The sequence below is a fragment of the Flavobacterium phragmitis genome, assembly GCF_900112575.1.
Lineage (GTDB): Bacteria > Bacteroidota > Bacteroidia > Flavobacteriales > Flavobacteriaceae > Flavobacterium > Flavobacterium phragmitis.
The window spans coordinates 13,146-30,140 of record NZ_FOMH01000010.1 but is presented as its reverse complement, the minus strand read 5'-3'; the positions used below and the strand labels follow the sequence as shown (position 1 = coordinate 30,140).

Genomic DNA, 16,995 nt, shown 5'->3' with positions numbered 1-16,995 from the left:
AATAAAGCTACAGTTTATCTTATGATAATATAGATTTAAAATGATAGTTTCTTGGTTAATAATTGCTATTTATTATTAGTTGCCAATGTTTTCTTCTTGTTATTTCTTCCCCACCAAATTAGAAAGCCTGTAATGGGTAAACTAGCGCAAATCAAACTGGCGAAAAAGGCAAGTACTTTACCAGGAAAACCTAATATGCTGCCAACATGCAGATCGTAATTTAGGAATCTGAATTTCTCTCCGTTGCTTTTGTCTTTATATTTTATTGTTCTAAGAGGTTTTGCAGTATATTGATCATAATCTGTAGCGGTATCATCAAATCGGCTTTTGTATCTGATAAAGGTATTGTAAGTTGCAAGTGAATCAGTTTCTTTTGGAAGAAACATATAATAACTTTTGGCGTCAGGATGTGATTGTTTAACAGATGCGTAAATTTTGTCAAGCGGTCTGTTTTTGATGTATTGAGTAGTATCTGAAACTACTTTTTCTCTTTTGAATGTTTTTCCTCCATTAAATAACCATTGAACGCCTTTATCATAAGATTGAAATGCCCAAACCAATCCTGTAAGTGCAATTAGCAAGGCAAAAAACATGGAATAAAACCCAAGAATATTATGTAAATCGTAGTTTTTGCGTTTCCACTTCGTGCTGTCTTTCCATTGAAACCAAAAACGCTGTTTAGCAGCCTGTTTGTTTTTGGGCCACCAAAGAATAAGCCCAGTAATTAAGGAAATGATAAAGATAATGGTAGCCGTTCCTGTAATAGGATCTCCAATTTTGCTGTTAAGGCATAATGTCTGATGCAGCATTCGGACAAAAACAAAAAACTCAAAATTAACATTTTCCTGTTTTTTAACCACTCCGCTGTAAGGATTTACATAGAGATAAGTGCTTTGATATTGGTTCCAATACCAAAAGGCATCTGGATTTAATTCTTCATAAAACCATACAATTACAGTTCGATTATCTTCATTCAGTATTCGACATCCTGAAATAGATTCTTTCGGATTTTTATTGGCTTTTTTTGCAATTTCTATAATCTGGCTCAGAGGCAGTTTTTTTTCTTTTACCTGATCGACGTAATAGTAATCATGAACAATAGGACGTAATTCCTCCTCAAAAGAATACAAACATCCCGTAATACCCAATATAACTACAATTATGCCGGACGCTAATCCCAGCCATAAGTGAATTTTAAGAATGAGTTTTTTAAAAGTCATAAAAGTAATTCTGATTGTTATAATTAAAAGCGCCTCAATTTTATAAATTGAGGCGTCAGTTTAATTGTTTTTAGGTCTTAAAATTTGATTGTCAGGTTAGCTAACAAATTGGCTGGTGCCATTGATGAACCCCAGAAATCCCAGTATTTTTCGTTTGTAATATTATTGAATTTTAAACCTAATCTCCATGTTGGTTTTTCGTAATACACGGTTGCATTATACACAGTATAAGAAGGCATGTAAACTAAATTATTTGCTGTAAAGTAGTTTTTGTCGATATAGTTTGCACCTGCACCAATACCTAGTCCTTTCAATTTATTTTGGAAAGTATAAGTAGTCCAGAAGTTTACGACATTTTCAGGAGAACTTGTTGCTTTTTTTCCTTCAATAGTAGGATCAGACGCTCTTACGATTCGGTTGTCATTATAAGCATATCCACTTACAATGCTAAGTCCGTTAAATGGAGTTGCCATTAATTCAAAATCAACCCCTTTACTTACTTGTTTTCCATCTTGAATAGTATATCCCGCATCAACTCTCGTAGCATTATCAATAGTAATGTTGTAGTAGCTAATAGAACCGCTTAATTTTTTATTAGACGTTTCGGCTTTTAAACCACCTTCATATTGTACCGCATAAATTGGATCTAAAACTAATAAAGTTTGATCGGGCTGTGTTACAGGTGCCATATTCTGGAAACCGTTCATGTAATTTGCAAATACAGAAACTTGACTTTTTACAATTTCATATACTAATCCAAATTTTGGAGAAAGTGCTGTTTGGCTGTAACCTTCGACAGTTCCCACTTTTGCTCTTTCAAAATTATCCAGACGTAAACTTAACATGGCAGAGAATTTGTCTGTAAAATTCACTACGTCGCAGGCATAAGCACTAATTGTTTTTTGGTCAGCAACAGCAGAAGTTGTGAGGTTAAGACCAGCATCAACTGCTTTTCTTCTAATAGGAGCAAAAGGAGTTGTAATATCGATATTATCAAGTGTAAATGTCGATCCACCTGAGAAGTTTGAAGTATAAAGTCTGTAGTTTACACCAGCAAGGAATTTGTGTTTGATGCTTCCAGTTGAAAACTGTCCGTTAATGTTTTCCTGAATATTGGTATAGTTATTAAAGATAGGTCCCCAAAGTCCAACTCTTCTGGCTACTTGTGTTGGAGAACTCCATACAGCATAACTTTGGTAACTGCGCTCTACATCTTCACCAACAAAAGAGAATACAGTTGTAGATTTCCAGTTTTCAGAGATTTGATATTCTGCTTGTCCAAAGAATTTAGTAGCCGTTGATTTGGCATCGTTATCATCATGGAACATAGACTTTTTGTAATCAATTCTTAACTGACTAGGATTTGTTATTCCAGAATTTGCGTCATAAGTATTATAAGTACGTCTGGTGTTGTTTACATTATAAAGTTCCGCATCGAAGTTAAAAGTAAGTTTTTCCGATGCTTTGTAAGTTAAACTTGGAGCAAAAAGAAGCGTATTGTTGAAACCATAATCAAGGAAGCTTTTTTCTCTGTGAACTCCCATATTGATTCTGAATAGAACTGTTTTTTCCTGATTTAAAGGAGTATTAACATCTACAGTTAATCGGTTTAAATTGTAGCTTCCGGTTGTATAAGATACTTCGGCAGCAGGGGTTTCAAAAGGTTTTTTTGTAACAAGATTCACAACACCTCCAAAAGAAGATACGGAAGAACCGAATAAAGTTCCAGAAGGACCTTTTAGGATTTCAATACGTTCTACGTTACCAAGATCAACAGAAGAACGTCCAGAAACAGTTTCCATTCCGTTACGAGCATTCACCCCAATAGAAAATCCTCTAAAAATCATTCCAACTCCACCAGATGGATAACTAATTGATACAACTCCAGGTGCGTTCATAACAGCGCCTTTGATATCTACAGAAATCTGTTGCAGTAAAAGTTCTTTTTGAATTACACTATAAACCTGTGGGTTTTCAATATTGGTTAAAGGCATTCTGGCAACATAATCTGTTTTTTTAGATAAAATGCTTTTTTTGCTGTTTACGACAACTTCTTTTAATTCTTTGTCAGAAACTTTTAGCTGTAGATTAATAGTTGATGTTTCACTTTCTGCTACAATTACTTCGCTTTCTGAAGTCTCATAACCAGTTAAAGAAACTTGTAACGTATAAGTGTTTGGTTTTACTCTGTTGAATTCGAAGTTTCCATTTTCATCGGAAACAGTCCAGTATTTTGAGTTTTTTAAAATCACATTAACTCCAGCTGCTAATTCGCCGTCTGAAGTGGTGATGGTTCCTTTAATTTTTCCATTTTGTTGGGCAGATACGATTAAGAACGAAAAGACAAAACTAATTGTCAATAGAAAACGTAACGTTTTCGGATTAAAATATTTCATTGGTTGTGTATTGGTTTATAAATTATATTTTATTTAGAATAAATAAAAACAGTGCAAATGTATAGATAATATTTTCTTTGGCAAATATTATTTTAAGGATTTGCTAAGCATTTGCTAAGATTATTTTAAGAAAAGAAAGAATATTCTTCAGGTCTTAATTGGAAGAGAGATTCAAGTTTTTGTGAAAAAAGAAGAAAGTAGAATGCTTCCCCCTAAAAAAGCCTTAATTTTGCAATCAGAAACACAATTTCATGATTTTATCTTTCTTTAAAAAAATTCAAAATACACCTAGAGGATATCGTATTGCCAATACAGTCTTTTTCTTTCTTTCAGGTTTTGGATATTCTTCGTGGGTATCGAGAATTCCACATATTCAAGCCCAATTGCATTTATCAGAAGCTCAATTTGGAGCTGTTTTATTTGCCTTTCCAATCGGATTAATGCTGACAATGCCGTTTACAGGAAAGCTTTTAAATAAATACAGCAGTCGTTATATTATGCTGTTGGGAGCAATAATGTTTAATATTGTATTATCGTTGCCTGGATTGGTGGCTTTTGTCTGGCAGTTGGTGATTGTACTTTTAATTTTTGGCGCTTCTCGTAATATTTTCAATTTATCGATTAATGCGCAATCTTTGGAAGTACAGAAATTATATCCAAAATCGATTATTACTCGTTTTCATGCCGTTTGGAGTATTGCGGTTTTTTCAGGAGCTGGTTTAGGTTATGTAATGGTAACACAGAAAATTGCACCCTCTCATCACTTATTAGGAGTGAGTGTTTTTATGCTGGCATTGACAGCATGTTTTTATCCAATGAGTATTCACAATGAACCAGTACCAGTCAAAAAGAAATTCTTTTCGATGCCGGAAAAAAACTTGGTTAAGTTTGCCTTGATTTGTTTTGTTTCTATGGCTTGCGAAAATACAATGTACGATTGGAGCGGTATTTATTTTGAAAATATTTTAAAAGCTTCACCCAAATTAACCAGTGCTGCTTTTGTATTTTTTGCTTCTGCAGTTACATTGGGGCGCATTTTTGGAGATTATGGTGTGATGAAGTTTGGAACTAAAAAAATCCTTCTTTATAGCGGAATTTTAATTACTATAGGTTTCGGAATCTGTTTTATTCTGCCTTATGCTTATCCCACTATTTTCGGCTATGTACTAATCGGATTTGGGGTTTCTTGTGTGGTTCCGTTAGTGTTTAGTATTGCCGGAAGATCTTCCAAGTTAAGCAGCGGTTCTGCTTTAACTTCTATTTCGACTATTGGTTATCTCGGATTTTTATTAGTACCACCAATGGTTGGTTTTATCTCCGAATATCTGAGTATGAAATGGGCATTTTTAATTATGGCTCTTTTGGGTACACTTATGATTTTTATGGTGAATAAGATTGGGGAGAATGAGTAGTTTTTAAGGTACTAAGGTGCTGAAATGCTGAGATACTAAGTTTTTTTGCCGCTAAGTCGCTAAGACACAAAGTTTTTTAAGGTTAAGTACCATTAGGAATGAATTATTTTGTAGCAACGGATTTCAATCCGTTGAAATCGATTTGTGAAAAGCTAATAGTTCCGTAGGAACGATTCATATTAAAATTTTTTTCGCCATTAGGATCATCGCTTTTTCATGACAAATCGTTCTGTATTGGGTTTGCCTTTTTTTAAACCTGAAATTTCAGCAATTAATGAATCTTTCGCTACAAGATTGTAAATGATTTTGTTTGGATAATCGTGTTGTGGATTTTCAAAAACAATTTGATTTTCGGTTGCAGAGGTCATTTCAAAACTTACAGGCAATTCTTGATTCTGTCCAGGAACTGTTACAGTGTAAGATAATTTTCCGTTAGTTTCTTCCAAACGAACCTGTTCTGCAAAAACAGTATCATTTTGACCAACGACAAAATAGGATTCGCCAAGATAAACGGAATCATTTTCTTTTTTCCAGCGTTCGGTAAGTTCGCCTTCGGCCGATTTATTTCCCCATTCCCCAATAAACCATTCTGCTTTGGCAAGATTTGGATATGTTTTTACAGAAGCTTCGGTTTTGATTTCTTTTTTACAAGAAGATAAAACTACTAAAGTTAAAATCGAGGAAAATAGAATACCTTTTGTTTTCATGATTTGTTTATTAGAAAAAATCAAAATGATATCAAATTTATGATAAATATTTGGTTTTTAGTTTTTTGAATTGTTTTATAATAAATCAAACAAAATATTTGAAATCTTGATCTATGCCATATATTTATCGAACCTACGGCTCTTTTGAAAACAACTTCGCAAATTAACTGGACTAAAGTCCAGCCCTACAAAATTGGTCGAACCTATGGTTCTTTTTTCAAGATTTAAAATTCCGTAGGAATGAATTATTTTGTAGCAACGGATTTCAATCCGTTGAAGAATAGACGTACGGGGAAGCAAAAGTTCCGTAGGAACGGCACATTTATATAACTACTTCTTCGTCATCACAAATTTCTCCGAACTCGGTTTCCCATTCAAATTTCCTGAAATCTCAGCTGTCAAAGTATTATTAGCGCCTTTTGTGTACGTAATTTTTTGCGGATAATCGTGTTTAGCATTTTCGAAAACCAATTGTTTATCTGATTCAGAAGTTGCAGGGAAGAAAACAGGTTTATCGTCGTTTTGTCCTTTTACGGTTGCTTTGTAAGTTAATTTTTCGCCAAGCTGTGCTAGGATTATAGTTTCAAAATGAAGTGTGTCTTTACCTTTTATAAAATAAGAAGAAGCACTAAAAGTACTATCATTTAGTTTTTGCCAGTTTTCACTTAAAACGCCTTCTGGAGAAGTATTTTCCCAGTTTCCGATTAACCAGTCGGCTAGTTTTATTTTATCTTTTTCTACAGATTCTTTTTTCTGGCAGGAAACGAAAGCTATGATAAGTGCAATAAGAGTAATTTTCTGAAACATATTTTGTAAGGTTTTGATTGTACTAATGTATGAAAAAAATGTTTGCCACAAATTACACGAATTTCCACGAATTTTTCTTTGAAAATTGGAACGATATTTATGCCACTCTCGATAGCGATCGGGATTATAAAGATTATAATGATTTTATTTCACGCAGATTTTGGAGATTCTAGCAGATTAAATTTGGATTTAAATTATATAAATCTGCGAATATCTGCTTACATCTGCAAAATCTGCGTGAAATAAATTTGTGGCTAAATAACTTAAACACTTTCCTGTAAAATAGAATACACCAATTCCTTTGTAGGTTTTTGATCCTGAAGTTTGGCTCTGACTTCGTCAAAAGTCACTTTAAAATCACAGCCCGATTTGTATTCAGCACAGCCGTAAGCTGTTTTGCCTTTTAAAATCGTTCCTTTATTACATTTTGGACATACTAAAGAATCTGAAGTTTCTTCTTTTGTGGCTGTTTTTGGTGCAGTTTTCTTGGGTTCTAATTTAAGTCTGTAGTTTTCTTCAAAACGAATCAAACCTTCAACTGTTCCTGCATCTGTTTTAAAGCCTTTAATGTTTACGGTTGAGCCTTTTTGAAGTAATCGTAAATATTGAGGTTCTGTAATTTTTTTATCATGAAAAACATACGGAAGTACAAAGTCACAACCCGATTTATATTCGCTGCAACCAAAAGCCGATTTTCCTTTTATAAAATTCCCTTTTTGGCATTTTGGACAAGTTTCAGCCAAAATTCCAGAAGCTTTCTTTTTTTCTGCTTTAACAACAGGTTTCTGAACCGATGCTGCGTAAGAAATATTAGCGCGAGTAGTCTCGCTTCGAACTTCATAAACCAAAGCTTCCACCATTTTTTTCATGTTTCGAATAAAAGCAGCAGCAGTAAAAGTACCTTTTTCAATGTCTTTTAACTGTTTTTCCCAAGAACCCGTGAGTTCAGCCGACTTAATCAATTCATTTTGAATCGTATCAATTAGCTGAATTCCTGCAATGGTTGGTAAAATCTGTTTTTTATTACGAACAATATATTGACGCTTAAAAAGCGTTTCGATAATATTAGCACGAGTTGACGGACGACCAATTCCGTTTTCTTTCATCAATTCACGTAAATCCTCGTCATCGACTTGTTTTCCTGCCGTTTCCATTGCTCTAAGCAAAGTTGCTTCGGTATAATAATTCGGTGGTTTGGTTTCTTTTTGAAGAAATGAAGGTTCATGCGGCCCTTTTTCGCCAACAACAAAACTCGGTAATAAATCGGGTTCTTTTTCCTTTGCATTTGGATCTTCAAAAACGACTCTAAAACCTTTTTTAAGGATTTCTTTTCCTGTGGCTTTAAAAGTTACATCGGCTGCTTTTCCTATTACTGTTGTATTGGCAACAAGGCAATCATCATAAAATACGGCAATAAAGCGTTTTACAATTATATCATAAACCTGCTGCTGATTATGAGGTAGATTGATTTCAATTCCTGTTGGAATAATCGCGTGGTGATCGGTTACTTTTTTATCGTTGAAAACCTTGGGTGATTTTTTGATTTTCTTTCCTAAAAGCGGTTCTGTTAAATGAGAATAATTCGTCAGTTTTTGCAGAATTCCAGGTACTTTTGGATAAATATCTCCAGGTAAGAAAGTCGTATCAACTCTTGGATATGTAATCGCTTTTTGTTCGTATAATGTTTGTGCAATTTTAAGCGTTTCTTCTGCCGAGAACCCAAACTTTTGATTGCAATAAACCTGTAAACCTGTTAAATCAAATAGCTTTGGAGCGTATTCGTTTCCGTTCTTTTTATCAACAGAAACAATTTCAAAATCACTTTCTTTAACTTTTTCAGCCAGAATTTCACCATCTTCTTTTTTTAGAAAACGACCTTCTTCGTAGCTAAAAAGTGTTTCTCTGTACAAAGTCTGCAATTCCCAATAGGGTTGAGGTTTAAAGTTTTCAATTTCTTTAAATCGGTCCACAACCATTGCGAGTGTTGGTGTCTGCACGCGTCCAATAGACAAAACCTGTTTGTAACCACCATGTTTTACAGTGTACAAACGGGTAGCGTTCATTCCTAAAAGCCAGTCGCCAATTGCTCTAGAAAATCCAGCGTAGAATAAATTATCATAGTTTTCAGAAGGTTTCAGATTGTCAAAACCTTCTTTAATAGCTTCGGTAGTTAGAGACGAAATCCATAAACGTTTGATTTCGCCTTTATAATGTGCTTCGTTCATTACCCAGCGCTGGATCAATTCTCCTTCCTGCCCGGCATCCCCGCAGTTAATGACCATTTCGGCTTTTTCGAAAAGGGTTTTTATGATTTTAAACTGTTTTTGGATTCCGGAATTCTGAACCACTTTGGTTTCGAATTTTTCAGGAAGCATGGGCAGGTTATTCAAATCCCAGCTTTTCCAGTGCGGTTTATAATCGTTGGGTTCTTTTAAGGTGCATAAATGCCCAAAAGTGTAGGTCACGGCATAACCGTTGCCTTCATAATAGCCGTCATGTTTGGTATTGGCGCCCAAAACGGATGCTATTTCGCGTGCTACACTTGGTTTCTCAGCAATACAGACCTTCATTTTTTCCTTTTCTTATTGAGGAGCGAAGTTAGGATTTTTATGAGAAAGTTGCTAAGGTTCTGAGACGCTAAGATGCTAAGTTTTTTTATCTCTTAGTAAAATTAGGTTTCTACGGAGTTGTTGAGTTTAATTTGTCAAGAAGCGAAAAAATATAAGATATTGCTTTAAAATGTTGATTTTTAAAGGATTAAAATAAGTATATTCGTTTAACCAAAAACGATTAAAATGAGTGTAAGACAAGCATCTACGATAAATGAGGTTATTCAGATATTGGATGAAATCATTGAAACCTCAAAATTGGAGCAAAGTCCAGTTGGTTTATTTGCCATGTTATATCGTGAAGTCACGGTAAGAATAAAACAGGGAATTGCGGATGGTTCTTTTCAAAACGGAGAACGAATGGAAAAACTGGATGTTATTTTTGCCAATCGTTACATTGAAGCTTATTATCTGTATAAAGCCAAAGAAAAACCTTCGGAATGCTGGGCATTTTCTTTTGAACAGGCAGAAAAATTCTGGCCAATTGTAATACAGCATTTACTGCTTGGAATGAATGCACATATCAATCTGGATTTGGGAATCGCGGCTGCTGAGGTGAGTACAGCAGAAAATATTGGAGACTTAAAAGCCGATTTTGACAAAATAAATTCAATACTCAGCAGTTTGGTAAAAGGCGTAGAAAAATGCTTAATCAAAATCTGGCCCACTCTTACTGTTTTACTAAAATTAGCAGGCAAAGCCGATAATTTCTTTATTGATTTTAGTATGGAAACCGCTAGAAATGGTGCTTGGCAATTTGCAAATGAATTTGTGGCACTTCCTGAAAATCAAACTCAAGCTTGTATACAAGAAAGAGATAAAAGAATTACAGAAATTGCACGTTTGGTTTCAAATCCTGGATATTATGTTAGTGCAATTTTTAAATTCATTCGGTTATTTGAAAAAGGAACTGTTGCTCAAAAAATAATCGATTTGCGAATTATGGAAGAAAATAATATGAAGTGTGTTACGGTTTAGAAAAACAGAATCAGTCAAAATGCCATTTTGTTGGGAAAGTTAAATCAAATTCTGGATTTTTGATCGCTAATTCAATACATTTCTTTTCAAATCCGGTTTTATTGAAAGGACCAAAAATAGGTTTATCCTGAAAACCGCTTTCCGTTCTTTCGATAATGTAATAATTGATTACATCTCGATTTATTTTATCAGTTGCGTTTTTTACAAGTGGATGCTGTTTCGAGTAAATATACTTCGAATCATAGCCAACAGCAAAAACATAGGCGGGAACTAAAATTTCTCCTTTTTTTAAAGATCGAGATTCATAAATATCGACCCACAGTGTTTCATAATCGTCTACAATGGCATCACTGCCGTAATCATATAAACCAAAACAAGATGATACTAAAATGGATACTAAGACTATAAAAATGATTTTTTTCATGAGTTTAAATTCTCTTTTTCAGTTTAATTAGAAGATTTAAAAACAGATTTGGGTAATTATTTATACAGTATTATTTTTTTATATTTTAAAAACATCAATTCTCTTCATCCAAAAAATTCCTGATTCTAAAAATTGTAGTTTGGTTTGAACTACTTTATCGCTTTTGTCTCTTGGGTTTTTTGTTACAAATCGTGCAGTAGAATTATTAAAATCCAACGTATATTTTTCATTCAGATCTTCTTTTTTGTCCGATGAAAAAGTAATTAGATTGTCTTTTGAGCTCCATTTTCCTTTTCCATATTTATTATTTTCTGGCGGGATTCCACCTTGCATTTTGGAATACGAATGAAATTCAAATGTGCCATCTTGATTTAAAGTTAGTTTGTATTCAATTATATGTTTTTTTTCAGTATCTGAAAGTGAACGTGTGTAATCGCCTGCAAACGAATTGGATTGAGCAAACGATGTTATAAGATTGAAAATTAGAAGTAAAACGGTTAATATAAGTTTCATTGGTTTTGGTTTTTGGTCTTTTTTGAAAACTTTTTTCAAAAGTAACTTCTTTAGAATCAATATCCTTACGTGAAACCGTATTTATTAAATTTTTAATTAAAAGTTTTAGATTAAAAAAAGTCTGTCTTGAATTTCTGCAAAACTAAAGCCATTTATCTTGGTGAGAATAATCTTAATTTTTAGCTAAATTTAATTTTTACTAAAAAAATAGCTGTATCTTGCCCAAAGATTACAGATATTACAATAATGGAAACTGCCAATTTATTTTTAGTAAACAGCTGTTTGATGTGCTTAATGTACACCTTATTGTATCTGCATGACGATGCTTTCTTAAAAAGCTCAAAGGACTTTATTCCTTTTGCCCTGTCAAAACTCTAGACAGGGATTCTTCCATTTACAGTTCGTTTTTATTTTTAATCTTCAATTTTCATTCAGGATCAGGTATCATTGAATTAGATAGGACTGCGAGATATTCAGTGAAGAGTTTTATATCATAATTCGGTGAAAAGTGAAGCAAACAAGAAAGTCATGTCACAAAATATTATTTTAACTACAGGAACATACGATTTAATTAAAGATCACGTAAGAAGAAAAAAAGTAACCCCGCACGAAGAAGAACTTTTATTGAATCAGCTAAAACACGCTACTCAGGTGTTAAGAAGAAATCTACCTGAAGATATAGTTTCAGTAAACCGAAAAGTAACTTATAAAGACCATATCAAAAATGAAGAAAAAACAATTCTTTTGGTTGGTCCCGAAAAAGTTAAAGTGAGCAAAAACAAAATTTCTGTACTCTCAGATGAAGGTATTGCAATGATTGGTTACAAAGTAGGCGATGTTGTTGAATGGCCGGCAAAAAAAGGAAATTTGAAACTCGAAATTTTGAGGGTAGAAGTAGAGGCTTAAATATTGGTTTCTTTTTTAGTTTAGTAACATCCCAAAAAATGTTTTTTGGGATGTTTTATTGAAAATATTTAAATGTCGATTTAAAATGCTAGAGAGCTTATTAATATTTTTTCCATTCAAAACTTTTGAAACCACTTTCAGTTGACCATTTTTTCCAAACGGCTTGAAGAATTTCATTGTCTCTTTGTCCTTTAGGATATTTATACATTGCTAATTTGTCATCTTTATCACGTTCATGAGTTTCTAATATATGTAAGTTAATATATTTGTTTTTATTGCTTTTCTGAAAAGGAAGTCCCAATAAATTGTTAGTGGCGAGTGCTTTTGATACATCTATTTGATTTTTTGCAGAGAACTGCCTTACTTTTTCAATCTCAGAATTACTAAAATAAAATTGACTATTTCCTTGTTTATTGTAATATTCCAAATAACCATCTGTAAAAACATATATATGATTCTCATATTTTATGGAAATTGTATCTACCCCATTAATTAGCATTGTATCTTTTTTTATAATAGATTCATTTTCGATTTTTTCAATCAAAAGACTAATTAGATCCAAACCATTATTTCTGGTATTTTGATATTTATTTTTGATTTTGTTTTCAAAAATATCTAATTGCTCTTTTAATCCATTATTTTTAAATTTCCCAGTTGAATTTATAAAAGATTGTTTTTCCTCCAAGCTTTTATATTTTTCCAAATCAATAGAAGCAATTGTTTTTTCTGAAAATGGCGAAAATGAAATAGATGATTTATCACCGATTTTCTCGCCTGGTTTAACACAATCAATTTTGAAAAAATTAACTAGTTCATGAATTTTATCTAAGTCCTTCAATTTTTTATTATCTATCCTGCTAGACATATCTGATATAATTACAATGTTTTGGTATGTCAAAGATCTGTTTTGAGGCTCGGGTGCACATCCAATCAATAAAGATGATATACAGCAAAAGATTAAAATAAATTTCATTTTAGACGCTAAATTAAATTAATACTTGTTCTATTTCTCTAACTCGAACGGCTACTTCATTTGTGGCGTAGTACTTTGGAAGATGTTCTATAAAACCTGATTTATAAGCAGTAATAATACTATCAAAGATTACATCAGTAAAAATTTTACCACTTGTTATTTTAGCAATAAACTCATCAAATATGATTTTTGTTTGTTTTTGCAAATCAGAATATTTACTATTGATTTGATTCTCGTAATTATTAATTTCTGTTTCCAGATTTAAAATCTTAGAATTGTTTTCATTAATCAAAGCTTCATTTTCTTTAATTCTATTGCTTAATGCTTCTTTTAGTATATTTAACTCAAGAATTTCCTCATCCAAGAATTGAATATTTTTGTTTTTTTCAGCATCAACCATTTCAGGTTTAGATTTTTTATAAGCATTTACCACATAATCAATTAAAAAATGAGTTAGAATTAAAGGAAACATTCCAAACGTAAAAATTAAATAGAATTCACCATGTTTTACAACTTCCCAAATCTGCATAGTAGATTTTTTTCCAGCTAATAAAGATTTTATTTCATCGGTATTGATTGCAACCATACTTGAAACCACAATGTCAAATATTAATAATCCTACCCAAAACATAACATTATTTAAGTGTTTATTTTCACTGCCAAGAATTTTGAGATTTGATAATAAAACAGGTATTAAAAAGAAAAGCGCTGCTATAATACCAAATAAAGTTCCCTGTTGTTTAAAAATTTTTATTATTGCATTTGCATCAACAAGCTGAGGAATTCCAGGGTTAATTCCTGCTTGTAATGACATCAGTATGGCATTCCCTTCAAAAAAGACTTTATAAATTGCTGATGCAAAAAATATAGATAGATAAAAGACAAAAATCCCTAAAGCTATTAAAATTAGAACAGTTCCAATTGTCCAAAACTTTTTTACTACAAAAGATTGTTCTAAAGATCTTCTTTCTAATTTATTTTTTTCAATTTCTTTATTGATTTGAAGTAATCCTTTTTCCCCTGTGTTTTGATTACCGGATTCAAAAATAGATTTCTCTTGTTTTAATTCAATTATTTTATCTTTAATCTGTTTTGTTTCTAATTCATTATTCTTTTTTTCAATTGTTATTTTTTCCTGTTTTTCATTTTCTAAATTTGTTTTCATGCTTTCAAAAGCTTTTGAAATATTAGAAATTAAAATGTTCTTTTTACTACCTAAACCTTCGTCGGTTGCATAGGTTTTAATTTCTTCTTTTATATGATCATATTCTGTTCTGAAAATTTCAATACTACCGTGATTATCTTTTGATTTTTCGTAGCCTTTCTTTTTATATTCTTCAGTATTAATTTGAGCTGCAGAATAAACAAGATTGTGTAATTGTTGCGAAAAAGTTTCAATAATGTTTATAGGTTGAGGCTGTTCTATTTTAACTTCTTGAGATGTAATACTGGAAGATACAGTTGTATTTACTCCAATGTTGTGATCAATATTATATCTTAGACGTTCGAATTCTGATAAAAATTGAGAATAAATTCTAAAGTCATCCGAAACCTGAACATTTTCAACATTATTAAAACTTGCATTTATTGAGTAATTGTATGAACCATTAATTGTAAGTCTGTTATCAATAAGGCAGAATTTATGATGCATTATTCCTCTTGTATCTCCTGTTTCGAAAGCATGGACATTTATACCAGCTCCTTTAAGCATTAATTTAACAGTCTCATTTTGAACATTTGAAGAAAGAATAATATCAATAGTTAAATCTCTATTTTTTGCTTCGATGATAGCCATTGCAATATCTCTATCAGTAAACCAAGCCATTGCAATGTAGATAAGTTGTTTAGCATTGTTTATTTCAGAGATAATCCTTTGTTTAATTTCTGTTCCGTTTGTTATAAGATCGTTCATGATTATGTGATATTTGTTTTGGTGAATTTGATTTGTTCTTACTTAAGAGTATTGAGAATTTCTTATTCAAAACTAAAAGCTTTACAACTAGTGGTTTTACGGAAATCCGTAAATGAGGGAAATAAGTACGGATTTCCTTTTGAGTAGAATAGAAAAAAAATGCGTGAAAGTTTTTAGGCTTTCACGCATTTTAAGATTTTATATTTTAAAAAATATTTAATTATTAATCATAGGATTCAAATTCTCATCCTTATTACGTAAATCCAACCCACCTTCGTAAACCGATTTTAAATTGGTCAAATAAAAATGCCAGCCGTTGGAACAGCCGAGTCTAATGTATTGTTTAGACGAATCATCTGTTGGAATATTATGATGACGAAGTTCAACTATCGTATAACCATTTGTTTCACTCAATTTTATATCAACCAAACAATTTCCTTCAAACGTAAACTGTAAAAAGTCTTTTCCATTTGTAGAAGTAATTTTTCCTTTCATCGAATCATCATACAAATACCAAAGCCATTCGTAAGAACCGTTTTCTGTAACGTTTTGGTTTTTGTCAATTGGTTCCTGATTGGCATCAAAAAAAGAAACCTTTTCCAGAAACCATTTTTCCAGTTCATTCGCGATTGTCCAGGCGTTATAGATTTCGCTGATTTTAGCTTTAACGGCTATTTTTTTGCTGAAAGAAGTCCAGTCGAAGTTTTCCATTTTTAATTTTTTAATTGTTCAGAACTAAATTTTAATGAAATACCATTTTTAGAATATGTTATTATATCCCATCAGATTTCCAATCGAAATATACGTAAAAATCAAACCAATGATGATTAAAAAAATAAGACCACAGCCGTTGGAATTATCTTTTAAAATAAATTTTTCAGGGTTCTTTGGATCATAAACTATTTTTATAGGTTTATCTATATTTCCTCGATAAGATCTAAATTTATCTAAATCGGAAGAGGTGTGAAAAGAAGGCTTTCCTGTAATTAATGTTTCTTCAGCAGTTTTAAACTCAATAACAGGCGTTTTATAGCCTTCGTTGTCTGATTCGTAAGACACGATTTTACCCGTAATTCCTATTCCGTTTTTACTGATATTATTTAAGAAAAAAATGCTGTTAACCGCATATATTAATGCAAGCATACCCATCATTAAGCAACAAATAACAGGTTTATAAAACATAAAGAAAACAAAAAAGATAACAATTGGTATTCCATATTTTTTATTAAATTCCATTTGTATTCTGGTTTTATTTAGGTTTTGAATTGGTCTTTTTATAATAAGGAAAAACCCAAAAGTCATATCCATCAGGGACATAGGTGTCGCAATATTCTGTTTTACAGATAGTAAAGGAACGAATCACATTTTCGTAAGTGGTCTTTTTACTAAACTTTAAATGAATTCCTTGATTTGGATTTTGTTTTTTTTTATTTCTTGAATTTCTAGCTGAAAAAGGTTTAAAATGCTATCATCATACTTTTCGTTTCCATTAAGTTCTAATGAAATTATAGATTTTGTTTTTAAATAATCTTCCAGATTATATCCTAGTTTCTTTTCTATGTCTTTATCTCGATAACCAATATAGGTTGCTTTTTCAGTAAATGTGTTGTTTCTAATCATCCATAAAAAACAGGAAACAATAAAAATGATTAAGAAAATGCTAATAATATAAAATGGTTTTTGTTTCATCAGATTATCATTGAAGAATGTAACGTTTTAAAAGAGATGCTTATCAGAGTGTAGTTTTAAATACATCCATGTATGAGTAAATATTTATTTTGAAATCTAGTCTTTATACGATAAAAGTCAATTTCCATTAATCTGTTAAAGAGCGTATCAGATATATTGCCATCGTAATTGGAAGCATCAAAACGTAGATACAATTCATGTTTCTCATTAAATGAATCACGAAGCTTAACAATCTTATCTCTTTCCTTAAATTTAAGTTTTTCAAAAGATTTTTCATATTCGAGAAAAATTCTTTTTCTGTCTCCAATCATGTTTTTGTACGCTTTATCATTTTCTAAACGAATATCGATATATTGATCTAAGGCTGTTGAATTCGTTTTTAATTCATCCCTATAGTTTAGGAGTTGTTTATACATAAGTTTTTGACTTTCACTGTTTTCTTTACAGGA

The 16,995-nt window shown here is 31.8% G+C and carries 16 protein-coding genes; 3 read left to right on the top strand and 13 right to left on the bottom strand.

What is annotated here, in order from left to right; translation table 11 throughout:
• Nucleotides 1-65: 65 nt before the first annotated feature.
• Both BM289_RS17395 and BM289_RS17390 read right to left on the bottom strand, forming a co-directional pair.
• Nucleotides 66-1,220 carry a PepSY-associated TM helix domain-containing protein gene (locus tag BM289_RS17395; RefSeq protein WP_091495903.1) on the bottom strand — a complete coding sequence of 385 codons (1,155 nt, stop codon included), beginning with the start codon at nt 1,218-1,220 and terminating at the stop codon, nt 66-68.
• 77 nt (nt 1,221-1,297) lie between these two features.
• Nucleotides 1,298-3,616, bottom strand: coding sequence for a TonB-dependent receptor (locus BM289_RS17390; protein ID WP_091495901.1), 2,319 nt, complete (start codon nt 3,614-3,616; stop codon nt 1,298-1,300).
• Nucleotides 3,617-3,867: 251 nt separating this feature from the next.
• Between BM289_RS17390 and BM289_RS17385 the strand changes: the two genes are divergently transcribed.
• Complete coding sequence (locus tag BM289_RS17385; RefSeq protein WP_091495899.1) at nt 3,868-5,028, top strand: MFS transporter; 1,161 nt, start codon at nt 3,868-3,870, stop codon at nt 5,026-5,028.
• Nucleotides 5,029-5,231: 203 nt separating this feature from the next.
• Here BM289_RS17385 and BM289_RS17380 read toward each other — a convergent pair whose 3' ends face one another.
• The 3 genes from BM289_RS17380 to BM289_RS17370 all read right to left on the bottom strand — a co-directional run bounded on the left by BM289_RS17380 (nt 5,232) and on the right by BM289_RS17370 (nt 9,112).
• A complete protein-coding gene (locus tag BM289_RS17380) occupies nt 5,232-5,735 on the bottom strand; it encodes a DUF6265 family protein (RefSeq protein ID WP_091495897.1) in 504 nt (167 codons plus the stop codon).
• Nucleotides 5,736-6,065: 330 nt separating this feature from the next.
• Entirely contained in the window at nt 6,066-6,542 is a 477-nt protein-coding gene (locus BM289_RS17375) for a DUF6265 family protein (RefSeq protein ID WP_091495895.1), read from the bottom strand.
• Between the two features lie 263 nt (nt 6,543-6,805).
• Nucleotides 6,806-9,112 (bottom strand): type IA DNA topoisomerase, encoded by a 2,307-nt coding sequence (locus tag BM289_RS17370; protein WP_091495893.1) that lies wholly within the window; start codon nt 9,110-9,112, stop codon nt 6,806-6,808.
• A 225-nt stretch (nt 9,113-9,337) separates the two neighbouring features.
• Between BM289_RS17370 and BM289_RS17365 the strand changes: the two genes are divergently transcribed.
• The gene (locus BM289_RS17365; RefSeq protein WP_091495890.1) at nt 9,338-10,129 is read left to right on the top strand and encodes a DUF5995 family protein; all 792 of its coding nucleotides are present in this window, start codon (nt 9,338-9,340) and stop codon (nt 10,127-10,129) included.
• Nucleotides 10,130-10,139: 10 nt separating this feature from the next.
• Here the strand turns inward: BM289_RS17365 and BM289_RS17360 are convergent, their stop codons facing one another.
• Complete coding sequence (locus BM289_RS17360; RefSeq protein WP_091495888.1) at nt 10,140-10,553, bottom strand: DUF3997 domain-containing protein; 414 nt, start codon at nt 10,551-10,553, stop codon at nt 10,140-10,142.
• 78 nt (nt 10,554-10,631) lie between these two features.
• Nucleotides 10,632-11,066: a copper resistance protein NlpE N-terminal domain-containing protein gene (locus BM289_RS17355; RefSeq protein WP_143102101.1), complete on the bottom strand. Its 435-nt coding sequence runs from the start codon at nt 11,064-11,066 to the stop codon at nt 10,632-10,634.
• A gap of 528 nt (nt 11,067-11,594) precedes the next feature.
• Between BM289_RS17355 and BM289_RS17350 the strand changes: the two genes are divergently transcribed.
• Entirely contained in the window at nt 11,595-11,972 is a 378-nt protein-coding gene (locus BM289_RS17350; protein ID WP_091496309.1) for a GreA/GreB family elongation factor, read from the top strand.
• 100 nt (nt 11,973-12,072) lie between these two features.
• Here the strand turns inward: BM289_RS17350 and BM289_RS17345 are convergent, their stop codons facing one another.
• The 6 genes from BM289_RS17345 to BM289_RS17320 form a co-directional block, all read right to left on the bottom strand.
• Nucleotides 12,073-12,945 carry a hypothetical protein gene (locus BM289_RS17345; protein ID WP_091495885.1) on the bottom strand — a complete coding sequence of 291 codons (873 nt, stop codon included), beginning with the start codon at nt 12,943-12,945 and terminating at the stop codon, nt 12,073-12,075.
• 13 nt (nt 12,946-12,958) lie between these two features.
• Nucleotides 12,959-14,857, bottom strand: coding sequence for a phospholipase D-like domain-containing protein (locus tag BM289_RS17340; RefSeq protein ID WP_091495883.1), 1,899 nt, complete (start codon nt 14,855-14,857; stop codon nt 12,959-12,961).
• A 216-nt stretch (nt 14,858-15,073) separates the two neighbouring features.
• The gene (locus tag BM289_RS17335; protein WP_091495882.1) at nt 15,074-15,568 is read right to left on the bottom strand and encodes an SRPBCC family protein; all 495 of its coding nucleotides are present in this window, start codon (nt 15,566-15,568) and stop codon (nt 15,074-15,076) included.
• Between the two features lie 48 nt (nt 15,569-15,616).
• Complete coding sequence (locus tag BM289_RS17330) at nt 15,617-16,093, bottom strand: DUF3592 domain-containing protein (protein ID WP_167365453.1); 477 nt, start codon at nt 16,091-16,093, stop codon at nt 15,617-15,619.
• 156 nt (nt 16,094-16,249) lie between these two features.
• On the bottom strand, nt 16,250-16,546 hold the full coding sequence (locus BM289_RS17325; RefSeq protein WP_091495878.1) for a hypothetical protein: 297 nt from the start codon (nt 16,544-16,546) through the stop codon (nt 16,250-16,252).
• A 56-nt stretch (nt 16,547-16,602) separates the two neighbouring features.
• Nucleotides 16,603-16,962 carry a hypothetical protein gene (locus tag BM289_RS17320; RefSeq protein WP_143102099.1) on the bottom strand — a complete coding sequence of 120 codons (360 nt, stop codon included), beginning with the start codon at nt 16,960-16,962 and terminating at the stop codon, nt 16,603-16,605.
• Nucleotides 16,963-16,995 lie beyond the last annotated feature (33 nt).